At 71.3% G+C, this 14,864-nt stretch carries 14 protein-coding genes; 7 read left to right on the forward strand and 7 right to left on the reverse strand.

Features of this window, described 5'->3' with window-relative positions; all coding sequences use genetic code 11:
* Positions 1 to 306: 306 nt before the first annotated feature.
* Complete coding sequence (locus LOY02_RS05790; RefSeq protein WP_317181384.1) at positions 307 to 729, forward strand: SRPBCC domain-containing protein; 423 nt, start codon at positions 307 to 309, stop codon at positions 727 to 729.
* A gap of 156 nt (positions 730 to 885) precedes the next feature.
* On the opposite strand, the gene LOY02_RS05795 is transcribed toward LOY02_RS05790, so the two are convergent.
* Entirely contained in the window at positions 886 to 1,872 is a 987-nt protein-coding gene (locus LOY02_RS05795) for a universal stress protein (protein ID WP_317181385.1), read from the reverse strand.
* A gap of 174 nt (positions 1,873 to 2,046) precedes the next feature.
* The gene (locus LOY02_RS05800) at positions 2,047 to 3,720 is read right to left on the reverse strand and encodes an NERD domain-containing protein (protein ID WP_317181386.1); all 1,674 of its coding nucleotides are present in this window, start codon (positions 3,718 to 3,720) and stop codon (positions 2,047 to 2,049) included.
* 237 nt (positions 3,721 to 3,957) lie between these two features.
* On the opposite strand from LOY02_RS05800, the gene LOY02_RS05805 reads away from it, so the two are divergent.
* From LOY02_RS05805 to LOY02_RS05820, 4 genes are all read left to right on the forward strand, one after another.
* Positions 3,958 to 4,986, forward strand: coding sequence for a thiamine pyrophosphate-dependent dehydrogenase E1 component subunit alpha (locus tag LOY02_RS05805; RefSeq protein ID WP_317181387.1), 1,029 nt, complete (start codon positions 3,958 to 3,960; stop codon positions 4,984 to 4,986).
* A gap of 10 nt (positions 4,987 to 4,996) precedes the next feature.
* Entirely contained in the window at positions 4,997 to 6,043 is a 1,047-nt protein-coding gene (locus LOY02_RS05810) for an alpha-ketoacid dehydrogenase subunit beta (protein ID WP_317181388.1), read from the forward strand.
* Positions 6,040 to 6,273, forward strand: a complete 234-nt coding sequence (locus LOY02_RS05815; RefSeq protein ID WP_317181389.1) for a lipoyl domain-containing protein — start codon at positions 6,040 to 6,042, stop codon at positions 6,271 to 6,273. The genes LOY02_RS05810 and LOY02_RS05815 overlap by 4 nt, the downstream gene beginning before the upstream one ends.
* A gap of 94 nt (positions 6,274 to 6,367) precedes the next feature.
* The gene (locus LOY02_RS05820) at positions 6,368 to 7,225 is read left to right on the forward strand and encodes an isocitrate lyase/phosphoenolpyruvate mutase family protein (protein WP_317181390.1); all 858 of its coding nucleotides are present in this window, start codon (positions 6,368 to 6,370) and stop codon (positions 7,223 to 7,225) included.
* A gap of 43 nt (positions 7,226 to 7,268) precedes the next feature.
* Here LOY02_RS05820 and LOY02_RS05825 read toward each other — a convergent pair whose 3' ends face one another.
* From LOY02_RS05825 to LOY02_RS05835, 3 genes are read right to left on the reverse strand one after another with little or no spacing between them, the layout of a single operon-like run.
* Entirely contained in the window at positions 7,269 to 8,279 is a 1,011-nt protein-coding gene (locus tag LOY02_RS05825) for a universal stress protein (protein ID WP_317181391.1), read from the reverse strand.
* A 46-nt stretch (positions 8,280 to 8,325) separates the two neighbouring features.
* On the reverse strand, positions 8,326 to 9,336 hold the full coding sequence (locus tag LOY02_RS05830) for an aldo/keto reductase family protein (protein WP_317181392.1): 1,011 nt from the start codon (positions 9,334 to 9,336) through the stop codon (positions 8,326 to 8,328).
* Positions 9,337 to 9,377: 41 nt separating this feature from the next.
* A complete protein-coding gene (locus LOY02_RS05835) occupies positions 9,378 to 10,484 on the reverse strand; it encodes a YihY/virulence factor BrkB family protein (RefSeq protein WP_317181393.1) in 1,107 nt (368 codons plus the stop codon).
* A gap of 224 nt (positions 10,485 to 10,708) precedes the next feature.
* Between LOY02_RS05835 and LOY02_RS05840 the strand changes: the two genes are divergently transcribed.
* Together LOY02_RS05840 and LOY02_RS05845 are read left to right on the forward strand one after the other, a co-directional pair.
* Positions 10,709 to 12,085 (forward strand): wax ester/triacylglycerol synthase domain-containing protein, encoded by a 1,377-nt coding sequence (locus LOY02_RS05840; RefSeq protein ID WP_317181394.1) that lies wholly within the window; start codon positions 10,709 to 10,711, stop codon positions 12,083 to 12,085.
* 70 nt (positions 12,086 to 12,155) lie between these two features.
* Complete coding sequence (locus LOY02_RS05845; protein ID WP_317181413.1) at positions 12,156 to 12,566, forward strand: transferase; 411 nt, start codon at positions 12,156 to 12,158, stop codon at positions 12,564 to 12,566.
* 66 nt (positions 12,567 to 12,632) lie between these two features.
* On the opposite strand, the gene LOY02_RS05850 is transcribed toward LOY02_RS05845, so the two are convergent.
* Both LOY02_RS05850 and LOY02_RS05855 read right to left on the reverse strand, forming a co-directional pair.
* Entirely contained in the window at positions 12,633 to 13,520 is an 888-nt protein-coding gene (locus tag LOY02_RS05850) for a glycoside hydrolase family 16 protein (protein ID WP_317181395.1), read from the reverse strand.
* The gene (locus LOY02_RS05855) at positions 13,517 to 14,857 is read right to left on the reverse strand and encodes an adenylate/guanylate cyclase domain-containing protein (protein ID WP_317181396.1); all 1,341 of its coding nucleotides are present in this window, start codon (positions 14,855 to 14,857) and stop codon (positions 13,517 to 13,519) included. Before LOY02_RS05855 ends, LOY02_RS05850 begins: the two co-directional genes overlap by 4 nt.
* Positions 14,858 to 14,864 lie beyond the last annotated feature (7 nt).

Raw genomic sequence — 14,864 nt, forward strand, 5'->3', positions numbered from 1 at the left:
GAACGCGGGCGACCCCGGGGACCGCGCGCCGAGCAGCCCCGTGAGCAGCCCCGTGGGAATCGCCGGGACCAGCCGGTCGACAGCGCCATGGCGGATGCCCTGCGCCGTGCGGGCTACCGGCCCTGACCGGCCCTGACCAGCACTGACCGGCCGCTGCCGGGCACCCGACGGCAGGGGTGACGGGAAGCCGGCCCAGCGGCATACGTCACCCGTTCTGCCTCTTGTCCTCGCGCCGGATCCTTGGTCGACTGTCAGTGGTGGGTCCAGCCCATCCGGGGCCGGATCCGCCGCGGACCGGAGGTACCCATGACCAGTGAGACGCAGTCGATCCCCGAGGACGCAGAGCTCGAGGGGTCGCCGGCCGGCGTTCACGCCAGCACGACCATCGCGGCCCCGCTCGAGCACGTGTGGGAGCACCTCATCAGCCCCCGCGGCACGGAGGCCCTCCTCGGCCCCGGCGCCCGCCTCCTGACGAAGGGTGAGCCCTGGCACAGCGCTGACGGACCCTGTGGGGTCCTGCGCAGCTACCACCCCTTGGAACAGATCCGCGTCTCCTGGCATCCCTACGAGGACGGTCCGCTCAGCATCGTCGACCTCCAGCTGCACCGCGAGGGCGACGGCACGCGCCTCGACATCTACCACGAGGGGCGCGGCATCGCCGAGGACGGCCAGGGCGACAAGGTCCGCTGGGACGAGGCTCTCGGGCGTCTCACCGGCTCGCTCGACTGAGCCGGCCGGTCCACCTCACCCCACCCGGGTCGTATGCCGCTGAGCCCGGGACAGCTGTCGCGCGCCCCGGTTTCCTCCCGCCCCCGCGCGTGGGGGCACCTCGCGGACAGACCGAGTCGTCGGTGCGCCCGGGCGCACCGACGACCGGTGGGCTGCTCAGCGAACGACCATGACCGGGCAGACGGCGTCATGGATGACACGGTGGCTGACCGAGCCGAGGAGCATGCCGGTGAAGCCGCCCCGGCCCCGCGAGCCGACGACGATGAGGCCGGCGTTCTGGCCCAGCTCCGCGAGCACCGTCCCCGGGTCGCCGAAGACTGCCTCCGTCGTGACCTCGAGATCCGGGTGCGCCGCCCTGACCCGCCCCGCCGTCTTCGCGAGGCTCTCCTCGGCCCAGGCGAGCACCTTCTCGGACTGCTCCAGGCCGGCACCGTCGCCGGCCTCGAGGCCGGACCAGGTGTTCACGGTGAGGGGCTGGGCGACGCGGACGATGTGCAGCTTCGCGCCGGTCTCCGCCGCGGTCCGGGCAGCCACGTCCACCGCTCGCTCGGAGGGGGGCGAGTCGTCGCTTCCGACGAGGATCGGGTGATCCGCGCCTGGACGGTTCGGCGCGGGCAGGTCCTCGGGGTCCTCGCCCTCCGGGGCCCGGACGATGACGACGGGGCAGTGCGCGTGGGCCGCCACCGCGTAGGAGGTCGACCCGAGCAGCCCACCGAGGATGCGCCCGCGTCCCCGGCTGCCGAGGACGACGAGCTCGGCGTTCTTCGAGGCCTCGATGATCTGGCCGGCCGGGCTGCCGAGCCAGTACTGCGTCTCGATCTGGTTCAGCTCGAGGGTGTGCTGGGCTCGCTCCGCGCCCTCCGCGACGATCTCGCGGGCGGTCCTCTCGTAGAGCGGCTCGACCTGGGCGAGGTCCATCGCGGGGTAACCGGTTGCCGGCACGTTCATCCCGTGCACGATCGTCAACGGGCGGCCTCGTTCCCGCGCTGTCTCGATGGCCCAGTCGAGCGCGATCCGTGACGCAGCGGAGCCGTCGTAGCCGACGACGATTCCGCCGGCCGACTGGCCGGGGCCGGGCTCCGGCGATGTGTCGGGTGCGGAGCCGGTCTCGTCGGTCTGGTCGGTCGTGGCGTTCACGTTCATGGTGCAGCACCCTCTCCGGTTCTCACGCCGGAGCGGCCGCCCCGGCCACCCCCATCCTCCCGCGCCCCGTCGGCGCACGCAGGCCCGTGTGACCGGTTCGACACGTGATGTTCCGGACGGTGCCCGGGGGGATGGGGGCATGTGAGCACCGAACCGATGGCGCTGCGCTGCTGGTCAGATGCCGAGCTGCCTGGCGACCGCCTGACCCCCGATCGAGCGGATGAACTCGGGGTCGCCGACGACGACGAGCCGGTCCGTGGCCCGGGACATCCCGACGTAGAGCTTCTCGCGGGCCCGATCGGCGTGCTCGGTGTTGACGCAGAGGACGACCGCCTTGCGCTCGAGCCCCTTGCAGCCGAGGACGTGGCCGTAGAAGACGTCGTCGTCATCCCAGAACGATCGCCAGTAGCCGATCTGCCCGTGCGTGTCCTGACGTTCCTTCTGCACGGCGTGGCGCGAGCCCATCGTCAGCAGGGCGATGTGCTCCGGGCGCCATCCCTCGTCGAGGAGGGACTCCACCTCCGCGTCCGCCATGTCGATGGCCGTCTCGCTCGCGCACGGCACGACCGCGACCTCGGGGCCGTCACCGCCCCGGAGGGTCATCCGCATCGGCGTGAGCGGTCCGAAGGCCCGGCCGATCTGCCGGGTGTTGCGCAGGTTGTGGTCGAGCACGAGGGGGACGAGAGGGACCGGCGGCTGACCGTAGCGGGCGAAGATCCGCTGGTTCTCGTCGCTGTAGACGTAGAGGCCACCGGTCTCCTCGTCCTTGAGCGCCTTCATCAGCGGGAGCCACCAGTGGTCGGCGAAGTCCTGCGCCTCGTCGACGATGACGGCGTCGAAGCGCTGGCCCTCGGGCAGCCCGGCCGCGACCTCAGCCATCTGCTGGGCCAGGTCGCGCTCCCAGAAGTCGGCGTCGTTGCGGTCGTGGTCCGTGGAGATTCCCCACGCGTTGGCGAGGTCCTCGAAGGAGCCCGCGAACGCGGGGCGGTGGCGGCGTGGCACGGCGGCGAGCTGCCGCTTGAAGTACTGCGCGAGACCGATCGAGTAGCAGAGCAGCGCCACCCGCTGCGGCCGGCGGTCGCCTTGTCCCCGGGTCAGGTCCTTGGCCTGGGTGAGGGCCAGGATCGTCTTGCCCGAGCCGGCGCCGCCCCGCACCTCCATGCGGTGGATGAGCCGGGTGACGTTGAGCAGCGCCGCCTGCTCCATGGTGAGGCGATCGGCCACCGCCTCGCGCTCGTCGGCCTCCGCGGTGAGGTCATGGACGGGGAAGCTGCGGCCCGTGAGGATCTCGCGGATCAGGTCGACGTCGTCGTGCGTCGGGACCCGCTGCGCGTTCTCCTGCACCGCGGCGACGTCGTGGATCCGTCTGCCGAGGTCGTCGAGGTCGCCGCGTCCGCTCACCATCCAGCGCGGACAGTCGGGGGTCGCGAAACCGGCCGGCAGGTCCGTGTAGGGCAGGACGACCGCGTGGCCGAAGCGGACCCTGCTGCGGCGGTTCTTCCACCGCGGGTCGGCCTCGATGAAGGCGCGCAGTGCGTACTTGGCCTCCCGGGCCTGCTCCACCGGACGGACCCGACTCCTGCGGTGACGGCTGCCCGACCACCACTGGCCCTGCTCGTCGACCGACACGCTCCCGCCCTTGACCTCGACGACGACGACGCCCACGCCGGGCATGAGGGCGAGCACGTCGAGCTCGTGGTCCTTCTGGGTGCTCGTCAGCCGCAGGTTGGGGATGAGGACCGTGTCGGGGTGGACCTGCTCCACGAGCGCGTGCCAGACGAGCCGTTCCGCCTCGTTGGCGAACTGGTGCGAAGCCCCGTCGGTGCCGTCGTGCTCCCAGCTCTCCACAGCGGCACCCTAGCCACGCTTCCCGGCTCCCGCAGGCCGATGGCCAACCGGGTCGGCTCCGGCGGGACGGTTCGGGCGTGAATCCACGTGGGCTGGGTCACAAGCGTGGACCGCGGTGTGTGTCGTGCCTACTGTGGGGAGTGGCCAGTTCGGCCTCCGGGATGCCCGCGCTGGCTGTGGTCAGGCGCGATGCGCCTTCCGGCGCCTGCCACCGGCAGCCCCGGACTGGAGGTCGTCATGACGACGGACACGCACGTATCGACGCCGAGCGGCGCCGCCCCGGAGCAGGCTCTCGACTCCGAGACCCGGGTGCGGCTCTACTCGACGATGGTCCTGTCTCGCACCTACGAGGACGCGATCCTCAGGGAGTACCACGCGGACAAGGGACCGGGGTTCGACATCGGCAAGGGACTCGTCCCCGGCGAGATGCACCTGTCCAGCGGCCAGGAACCCGTCGCCGCTGGGGTCTGTGACCATCTGACCACCGACGACGCGGTGACCGCCACGCACCGCCCGCACCACCTCGCCATCGCGCACGGCGTGGACCTGCGGAAGATGACGGCCGAGATCTTCGGCCGCGAGACGGGTCTCGGCCGCGGACGCGGCGGCCACATGCACCTGTTCGACCCCGACACGCACTTCTCGTGCTCAGGCATCATCGCCGAGGGCTACCCGCCCGCTCTCGGACAGGCCCTCGCCTTCAAGCGCAAGGGCACCGGCCAGATCGTCGTCGCCGTCACCGGCGAGGGCGCCGCCAACCAAGGTGCCTTCCACGAGTCCCTCAACCTCGCGGCAACGTGGAACCTGCCGGTCGTCTTCGTCGTGGAGGACAACGACTGGGGCATCTCGGTGCCCAAGTCCGCCGCGACGGCCGTCGCGTCCAACGCCGACCGCGCCGCCGGCTACGGCATCCCGGGCGAGCGCGTCGAGGACAACGACGTGGAGGCCGTCCATGCCGCTGCGGGCCGTGCGGTGGCCCGGGCCCGGGCCGGCGAGGGGCCCTCCCTCATCGAGGTCCACACCCTGCGCCTGCTCGGCCACTTCGAGGGTGACGCCCAGGGCTACCGACCGGACCTCGACGAGGTCGCCTCACGTGACCCGATCCCCCGCTACGAGAAGGTGCTCCGCGACGCCGGGCTACTCGACGACGACGCCGTGGCACGCATCAAGGCAGAAGCGAGCGAGCGTGTCGAGGACGCCATCGCCTTCGCCAAGGACAGCCCCCTGCCCGATCCCGCGCAGGCCACCGCCTACGTGTTCGCCTGAGGAGACGACGATGACCATCACTGACACCACGACGAGTCCTGCTCCTGCAGCCGGCCGCCGGCTCACCACCTCCAAGGCGATGGTCGAGGCCATCGCCCAGGAGATGGAGCGCGACCCCTCGGTCGTCTACCTCGGCGAGGACGTCGGGGCCTACGGCGGGATCTTCAGCTCGACGACCGGTCTGCTCGACCGCTTCGGCCCCGACCGGATCCTCGACACCCCGATCTCCGAGACCGCGTTCATCGGGCTCGGCATCGGCGCGGCGACGGAGGGCATGCGCCCCATCGTCGAGCTCATGTTCGCCGACTTCCTTGGCGTGTGCTTCGACCAGATCTACAACCACATGGCCAAGATCCACCTCGAGTCCGGCGGCAACGTCAAGGTCCCCATGGTCCTGACGACGGCGGTCGGTGGCGGGTACTCCGACGGCGCCCAGCACTCGCAGTGCCTCTGGGGGACCTTCGCGCACCTGCCCGGGATGAAGGTCGTCGTGCCGAGCAACCCCGCCGACGCGAAGGGCCTCATGACTGCGGCGATCCGCGACGACAACCCCGTGGTCTACATGTTCCACAAAGGCGTCATGGGCCTGCCGTGGATGGTGAAGAACCCCCGTTCCCTCGCTCCCGTCCCCGAGGGGGAGCACGTCGTTCCCATCGGGAAGGCCGCGCTGGCCCGCGAGGGCAAGGACGTCTCGGTCGTCACGATCTCGCTGTCGGTCCACCACGCCCTGGACGTCGCCGAGAAGCTGGCGGGCGACGGCATCGACGTCGAGGTCCTCGACCTGCGCAGCCTCGTCCCTCTCGACCGTGAGGCGATCCTCGCGACGGTCGCCAAGACCGGTCGGCTGGTGGTCGTCGACGAGGACTACCAGTCCTTCGGCCTGTCCGGGGAGGTCGTGGCGACGGTGACGGACCACGACCCGACGATGCTCAAGGTGCCCGTTCAGCGGGTCGCTGTGCCGGACGTGCCGATCCCCTACGCCCACGTCCTCGAGTACGCGGTCCTGCCGCGCCCCGACCGCATCGAGGAGGCGGTGCGCCGGGCGGTGGCCGGATGACCGATGTGCCCTTCCCCGGACTGTCGAAGGACAACCCCGACAGCGAAGGGGTCGTGTCGACCTGGTTCGTCGGCGACGGTGAGTCCGTCGCCGCGGACCAGCTGCTCGCCGAGGTCCAGGTCGACAAGGTCGCCGCGGAAGTGCTCGCCCCGGTCGCCGGCGTCGTGCGCCTCCTCGTCGAGGAGGACGCAGTCGTCACGCAAGGCGATCCGATCGCGCGCATCGAGTAGCCGAGGGCAGCGGCTCCCCACCCCTCAACAGAACCCCGATGCCGTATGCCGCGGTGCCCGGCCCGCTGTCGGTGGCGGCGGTTAGTGTCGCGGAATGACCCTCCACGACACCACCACCCCGTCCACCTCCCGGCCCGCGGGGGCGCTCCCGGAAGCGACACGCGCGCGCTTCCGGGACCTCCACGTCCCCGGCGAGCCGCTGCTCATGCCCAACCCTTGGGACGCCGGCTCGGCGAAGGTGCTCGAGCACCTGGGCTTCCGCGCGCTGGCAACGACCAGCGCCGGGTTCGCCGGGACCGTCGGGCGTCTCGACGGCCGCGTCACCCGCGACGAGGCATTGCGCCACGCGGAGCAGGTCGTCGCGGCCGTGGGCGTCCCCGTGAGCGCGGACTTCGAGAACTGCTTCGCACCCGACGCCTCGGGCGTCGCCGAGACGGTGCGGCTGGCGGCGGCCACCGGGCTGGCCGGCTGCTCCATCGAGGACTACGACCCCACGACCGACAGCCCGTACCCGCTCGAGGTAGCCGCCGAGCGGGTCGCCGCGGCGGCCGAGGCTGCGCATGCCGGCCCCGCTCCGCTCGTGCTGACCGCGCGGGCCGATGGCCTGCTGCACGGCCAGACCGATCTCGACGACACGATCGCGCGCCTGCGGGCCTTCGAGGCTGCCGGCGCCGACGTGCTCTACGCACCGGGCGTCTCCCGGCCCACCGACCTCCGGCGGATCCTCGAGGCCGTGTCCTCACCCGTCAACGTCCTGGCGCTGCCGGATGCTCCGTCAGTGGCCGAGCTCGCCGAGGTCGGCGTCGCCCGGATCTCTGTGGGCTCGGGCTTCTACCTCGCGGCGATGGGTGCCCTCGTCCAGGCCGGCCGCGAGCTGCTCGACTCAGGCACGCACGCGTACTGGGACCTGGCGGGGCGAGGGCGGGAGGCCACGAGCGCGGCCTTCGCCTGACCGACCGCGCTGTCGGCTGAGCGGGCGTGTCTGCACCGCCCGCTCAGCGGACGACCATCACCGGCGAGGTCGCGTGGTGGATGACGGTGTGGCTGACCGAGCCGAGCAGCATCCCGGTGAAGCCGCCGCGGCCGCGTGAGCCGACGACAACGAGCCCAGCGCCCTCACCGATCCTGGCGATCGCGAGGCCCGGACTGTCCTCGACCACCTCCGAGGTGACTTCGAGGCCGCGGTGCTGCGCGAGGACTCGGTCGACGAGCTCGCGGGTCGCGTCCTCGGCGTAGGCACGCAGCTCCTCGGAGTACCGCGCGTCGTCCAAGGCGTAGGTGTCGCCGAAGACCATCGGCGCGACGTCGGGCTGTGCGTGAAGGTCGACGGTCGGGTGGATGACGCGGACGAGGTGCAGCGCCGCACCCGTGTCGACGGCGACCTGGACGGCCCGGTCGAGGGCATGCATGGACGGCTCCGAGTCGTCGACTCCGACGACGACCCGATGCTCCGCGTCCGGGTGGAGCGAGGCGTCCCCGCGCACGACGACGGCGGGACACGCGGCGTGGGCGGTGACGTTGTACGACGTCGACGCGAGGAGCCCGCCGAGGAGCCGGCCCCGGCCGTGCGAGCCGGTCACCACGAGGTGCGCCGTCTCGCTCTCTGCGACGAGCTCGCCGGCGGCGCTGCCGAGGACGCACGTGCCGGTGACGGCGTCGCGGCCCAGCACGGCAGCGGCCCGCTCCACCGCGACCCCGACGACCTGGTCCGCGACGCTCGCCATGAGGTCGGCCTGACCGTCCGGCGCCGTGGGCCCGAGCACCGGGACGTGGGCAAGGTCATAGCAGTGGAGGATCGTCAGCGGGCGCCCCTCGCGCCGAGCCGTCTCGATCGCCCAGGCCAGCGCCGGCTCGGAGCCTTCGGTCCCGCTGTAGCCCACGACGATCCTGCGGCTGTCCGGCACCTCCTCGGCAGCGGTGCGCTCGCTCATCGTCGTCCTCTCCACGTCGGACTGGCCGACGGCGCCGACCACTGCGCCGACCACTGCACCGGCGGCGTCGCCCACGAAGCCATTATCGCGTGCCCACGTCGGCGCGCGCCGCTGCCGAGCCTCACACGACCCGGCCGGCCGGAGCGTTCTCCAGGGTGAGGTCCGGGTCCTGCTCGACGACGTCGCCGAGGACCTCGTCGACGAGGGCCATGAGCTCGGGGGCGAGCCGGACTCCGGCCGCCTTGACGTTCTCCTCGACCTGCTCCGGCCGGGAGGCGCCGATGATGGCCGAGGCGACGTTCGGGTTCTGGAGGACCCAGGCGACGGCGAGCTGAGCCATCGTCAGACCGGCCTGCTCGGCGACAGGCCGCAAGGCCTGGACGCGCTCGAGGACCTCGTCACGCAGGAACCGCTTGACGAAGTCGGCACCGCCCTTCTCGTCGGTGGCCCGAGAGCCCTCCGGCACCGGCTCACCCGGCGCGTACTTGCCGCTGAGCACGCCCTGGGCGACCGGGCTGAAGACGATCTGGCTCACGCCGAGCTCCTCGCTCGTCGGGATGACCTCGTCCTCGATGACCCGCCACAGCATCGAGTACTGCGGTTGGTTCGACACGAGCTGGAAGCCGAGCTCCCGGCTCAGCTTGACGCCGTCGCGGATCTGGTCGGCCGACCATTCGCTGACACCGATGTAGAGCGCCTTGCCCTGACGAACGATGTCGGCGAAGGCCTGCATCGTCTCTGCCAGCGGCGTCTCGGTGTCGTAGCGGTGCGCCTGGTAGACGTCCACGTAGTCCGTCTGCAGTCGCTTCAGCGAGCCGTTGATCGACTCCATGATGTGCTTGCGGGACAGGCCGGTGTCGTTCTTGCCCTTCGGGCCCGTGGGCCAGTAGACCTTCGTGAGGATCTCGAGACTCTCGCGTCGCTCCCCCTTGAGCGCGTCTCCGAGCACCGTCTCGGCGGCGGTGTTGGCGTAGACGTCGGCGGTGTCGAACGTCGAGATGCCGGCGTCGAGCGCGGCGCGGACGCAGCGCACGGCGACGTCGTTCTCGACCTGGGAGGCGTGGGTCAGCCAGTTGCCGTAGGTGATTGCCGAGACCTTGAGTCCGCTGTTGCCGAGGTACCTGTATTCCATGAAGCCACCGTAGGCGGTGCCGACCGCCGTGACGACAACGGTTACCTCGTGGCGCCATCCCTGGAGCCGGCCTCGGAGCCGACCGTGGAGCCGACCTTGACGGCCTCGGACCGCTCCCGAAGTGCTTCCTGCTCGTCGATGAGGCGATCTCGCTTGCGGGCGCGCTTCTCGGAGGCCTTGGTGTCCCGCGGCGGCAGGAGGATGGCCTCCTCTGCCGCCATCCCGGCCTGCAGCTCCCGGCCGCGCTCGAGCTCGGCGTCGACCTCGGCGCCGAAGAGCAGGGCGAGGTTCATCAACCACATCCAGAGGAGGAAGATGATGACGCCGGCGAGGGAGCCATACGTCCTGTCGTAGTTGCTGAAGCCGGAGACGTAGAAGCCGAAACCGACGGATGCGATGATCGCGACGGCGATCGCGATGGCGGCGCCGACGGAGAGCCATCGGAACCGGGGCTGGCGCACGTTGGGCGTCGCCCAGTAGAGCAGGGCGACCATGGCGATGACGAGCACGAGCATCACCGGCCACTTGGCGACGTTCCACACCGTCACCGACGCCCCTCCCAGTCCGATGACGTCGCCGACCGCACGAGCGAGGTCACCAGTGAGGACCAGGCCGACCAGGAGCAGGGCTCCCATGATGACGAAGGCGATCGTCAGGGCGAGGTTGATCGGGCGCAGACGCAGGAACGGCCGGCCCTCGTCGATGCCGTAGATCCGGTTCATCGCGCGGCCGAAGGCTCCGACGTAGCCGGAGGCCGACCAGATCGCACCGACGAGGCCGACGAGGAGGGTCAGACCGGCGGCCTCGGAGTTGACCATGTCGGTGACCGGGCCGCGCAGGGTGTCAGCGGAGTCGCCCTGACCCACCGCCTCGAGGATGTCGAGGAGAGCGTCGACGGTCGCCTGCCCCTGCCCGAAGACACCGAGCAGGGAGACGAGCGCGAGCATGCCGGGGAAGATCGCGAGGACCCCGTAGTAGGTGAGGCCCGCAGCCAGGTCGAGGCACTCGTCGTGACTGAACTCGTGGACCGCGCGCTTGAGGCTGACCTTCCAGACCCGCTTGCGCAGGTCCGGTGGGGAGTCCGGCTTGCGCGGGTGGTCGGGCGCGACGGCGCCCTCTGCCCGCTCGACGCTCTCTCCCTCATGCATGTTCCGACCCCTTCGGCCTCGGATCCTCGGACGACGGCTCCTTACCCACCTCGGCCACGTCGCACACGAGGGTGGTGTCCCACGAGGGTGGTGTCCCACGCGACCGCCGCCCGATTGCGTCGCGCCCGATCGACAGCTGTCGCAGACTGGGAGGGCGCACGCTGACCGGGCGCCTCACGGTCAGCCGTGAAGAGCACTTCTCCAGTCGGCAAAGGGGCACGAGGATGCACATCGAGCGCACGAGTCCAGGCGACCTGACGACCCTGGCGACAGATCGGGGGCCGGTGCCGATGAACATCGCGGCGGTCCTCGTCGTCGGCGAGGGATCGGCTCTGGGCCTTCCCGCGGTGCGGGCGCTGCTTGCCCGGCGACTTCCCCGTGTGCCACGCCTGCGGCAGCGGATCGTCCGCCCGCCCGTGGGACACGGACGGCCGTTCTGGGTCGATGATGTCGGCTTCGACCTCGACCGGCACCTCGCCGAGGTTCGACTGTCCCCGGCGGCGGCCGGCCGCGAGCAGCTCCTGCGCGTGGTGGCGGACCTCGTCTGCCGACCTCTCCCCCGGGCACGCCCCTTGTGGTCGGCCCGCTGGGTGAGCGGCCTGCCCGACGGGAGCGCCGCGATGGTCATCGTCGTGCATCACGTCCTCGCGGACGGGCTCGGAGGCCTGGCGGTCCTCGCGGCCCTCGCCGACTCGGACCAGGCGGCCCTCGCCGACTCGGACCAGGCGGGGTCCTCGAGTGACATCCCCTTCCCGCACCCCGCACCGAGCCGCAACGACCTGCTGCGCGATGCCTGGAGCGAACGGGCGCACCACCTCCGACTGCTGCGCGCCACCGCGGGCGCCGGCCTGCATGGCCTGCGTGAGCTCGGGCTGACCGGTGGCCGGCCCCGACTGGCGCCCGTCACGTCCGTGAACCGCCCGACGGGGCCTCGGCGGAGCCTCTCGACGGTCACCATCCCGCTCTCTCCGGTCAGGGACCTCGCGCGCTCGACCCGGTCGACCGTCAACGACGTCCTCGTCACCGCTGCGGTCGGCGCCCTCGCCGGCCTGCTGCGACGACGCGGAGAGCACCCGCACGAGCTCGTCGTCTCCGTCCCCATCTCCGGCCGTCGCGAGACCACCGCGGACCGGCTCGGCAACGTCACGGGCGTGGTCCCTCTGACCCTGCCGACCACTGCCGACCCGCACGAGCGACTCGCCCGAACGGCGGCGATCTCGCGGGCCCGTCGGGGAGGTCCTCGAGCCAGCTCCGCGGGCCCGCTCGGCCTGGCCTTCCGTGGCCTGGGCCGGATCGGCGTGTTCCGCGCCTTCATCCAGCACCAACGCCTCGTCAACACGTTCGTCACCAACGTCCGCGGGCCCGCCGCGGGCCTCAGCCTCGGGGGACATCCGGTGCTGGAAATCCTCCCCGTCGCCGTCACCCCCGGAAATGTCGGTGTGACGTTCGACATCCTGTCCTACGCAGGCAACGTCTGTATCACCGTCGTCACGGACCCTGAGCTCGTCCCCGACGCCGATGACCTGACCGCGCTCCTGGCCGAGGACCTGCGACATCTGGTGGACATTTCCGGAACATCACGCCCCTCCCGCTCGTTGTAGAACACGTGTTCGGTCATCAGGGCCGAAGTCACCCGGTTGAGCGCACACGACGGAGAGAAGGTGGAACGTGATGCAGAAGCGGAAGAAGTATGTGGAGTTCGAGGAGAACAACGGAACCGTCCTGCGGTACTTCCGCCACGAGAACGGTGGGGGTCTGATCGACTCGTCCTCCGAGGTGGACCCCACGGCGTTCGTCGAGTCCTCCGCCTATGTCGAGTCGGGCGCGACGGTGCGGCCCCGCGCCCGGGTCCTGACCGGTGCCTGGGTGGATCGTGACGCGGTCATCCGTGAGGACGCCGTCGTGGGCAGCGCGGCTCACGTGGGCCCGCGGGCCGTCATCGGCCGTGGGGCGCTGCTGGGTCCCCGCGTGAAGGTCGGCGCCGACGCGAGGGTCGGAGCCGGCGTGAGGCTGGCCGCCGATGCCACCGTGCCCGAGCGCGGGCGCATCCCCTCGCAGCGGACCGCTCGTCACGCGGCCTGACGCGTCTCACGCCCGCCCCCAACCACCGCCCCCACCCACCGCACCGCCGCGCTCGTCAGCCAATCGTCACCGGGCGGGCCGCCAGGCCACCCGGTCGACGATGATCGCGGGAACGAGGTCCTCATCAGACCCGTCGGACCAGTCGGGGAAGTCGAAGACGGCGATCATCACCTGCAGCGGGTAGGCCGGAGGTGCCGGAGTCCGTCGGACCAGGACGTCGTCGACGAGATGAGTCGCGCCACGGGAGTCCCATTCGACGGCGTACGTGTGCATCCGGGACGGGTCGACCTGGAGCCGTGGGGACACGAAGTCCTCGGTGAGGCTGGGGTCGCGGAAGGCGTGGACCCCCATCCCGACCTCGGCCGTCGTGGGCTCGGAGTCGCCCTCCACGGTCGTTACCGTCTCAAGCGCCTCGACCGTGCGGCCGAAGATCTCGACGACGCACAGCTCGCCGCACCGCTCGGGCTCGTCCTCGAAGCCCACCAGCCAGGCGGCAGCCATCGACCGTGGTGAGATCCGCATGGCGCACCGGATCTCGAAGCGCCCGCCGTCCATGAGCAGGCCCTCGAAGCGGGGCTGCTCCTCGCGGACGGTCTGCCCGTCGAGGAACGGCTGCTGCCCCCGCGTGCTGCCCACCGGTCCGGACTGGTTGCCGGACTGGATGCCGGACACTCGCAACGGGACCTCGTGCTCGTCCGGGCACCAGAGCGGGTGGCGCAGGGGGATCTCGAGGGTCAGGCACGAGCCGCCGAGCCGGTAGGACGCTGCGGTCTCTCGTCGCGAGCTCCACGCGGGCAGGTAGTGGGGCAGCCAGGTCGCGCGGTCGAGCTGCGGGCCGTCGAAGTCGTCGATGACGGTGCCGTATGCCGCTGGGCTGGGTCGCGGTGGAGCGCCCGCAGCGCGCCGGGCAGGGTCGAGCGGCGACGGCTCAGGGCCGGGGCACACGACGGTCACCGCCCATCTGGCGTGGCCGGGTCAGGGGCGGCCCCCCGCGGCTCAGGTCGGCGCAGCCCCGGCCGCGGCCCGTCGAGGAGGAAGGTGCGCATGGGCCCCTTGCCCTTGATGGTGATGACGCCACGCTCGCGCAGGAGGAACTCCTCCCCCAAGGCGGCGGCGACGCGCTCGGTCACCTGGATCTCCCCCCGCAGGCCGTGCGACTCCATCCGGCTCGCGGTGTTCACCGTGTCGCCCCAGAGGTCGTAGATGAACTTCCGTCGGCCGATGACGCCGGCCACCGCCGGCCCGGCATCGATCCCGATCCGCACGGCAAGCCACGAATGCCCGGTCCGGGCGGCGATCGCGCGGATCTCGTCGCGCATCGCCAGAGCGGCCCGGGCGACGGCCTCCACGTGATCCGCGCGAGGCTCCGGAAGGCCCCCGGCCACCATGTAGGCGTCTCCGATCGTCTTGATCTTCTCGACGCCCTGCGCATCTGCGACGAGGTCGAACGCCGTGAAGATGCGGTCGAGCAGTGCGACGAGATCCTCCGCCGGCATGACCATCGCCCGTTCGGTGAAACCTTCGAGGTCGGCGAACAGGACGCTGACGTCGTCATAGTGCTCGGCGATGACTCCGCTCTCCTGCTTGAGCCGACGCGCGATCGGCTCCGGCAGGACGTTGAGCAGGAGGCGCTCGGACCGCTCCTGCTCTGCCTCGAGGGCCAACCGCGCCTTCTCCCGCTGTCCGACGAAGTAGCCGAGCATCACGTAGGCGCTCAACGTCACCCCGATGATGTTGAGCACGAAGAAGGTCAGGACGAACGCCGGGGGCAGCTCCGCGGGATTCCTCGAGAGCCTGTCGTCGACCAGGGCGAGCACGATGATCCAGCTGATGCAGGCCGCGAGCCAGCCGAGCGAGCGGCGAACGCCGAGGAGTGCCACCGCTGCGAGCGGGGCGAAGACCGACCACAGGACCATGACGCTCGAGGCGACGAAGCCGCCGAGCGCGGCCTGCAGCAGGCCGGGCAGGATGAAGAACGCGAGGAACTGGGTCGTCCGGAAGATGGCGAAACGCCGCGTCCGGGCGAGGAACACCAGGCCCATGACCGTGATCACCTGGTAGGCCGCGGGAATCGCGGCGGCCACGGGGTAGCCGTAGGCAAGATAGGTCGCCACCCACACGCACGAGAGCACGGCGATGAGCGCCGAGGCGAAGATGAGGGTGCCCTGGCGGAGTCGTTCGTCCGCCGAGGCACCCGGTCTGGCCCCGAGGTCGGCCAGCCGCTCGAGCAATCGCACGACGGTGCGTCTGCCCGAGGGGTCGGCCAACGGTGCGGGGAGGGCGGCTGCCACGCGGGGT

The organism is Intrasporangium sp., assembly GCF_032907665.1.
In the GTDB taxonomy this organism is placed as follows: domain Bacteria; phylum Actinomycetota; class Actinomycetes; order Actinomycetales; family Dermatophilaceae; genus Intrasporangium.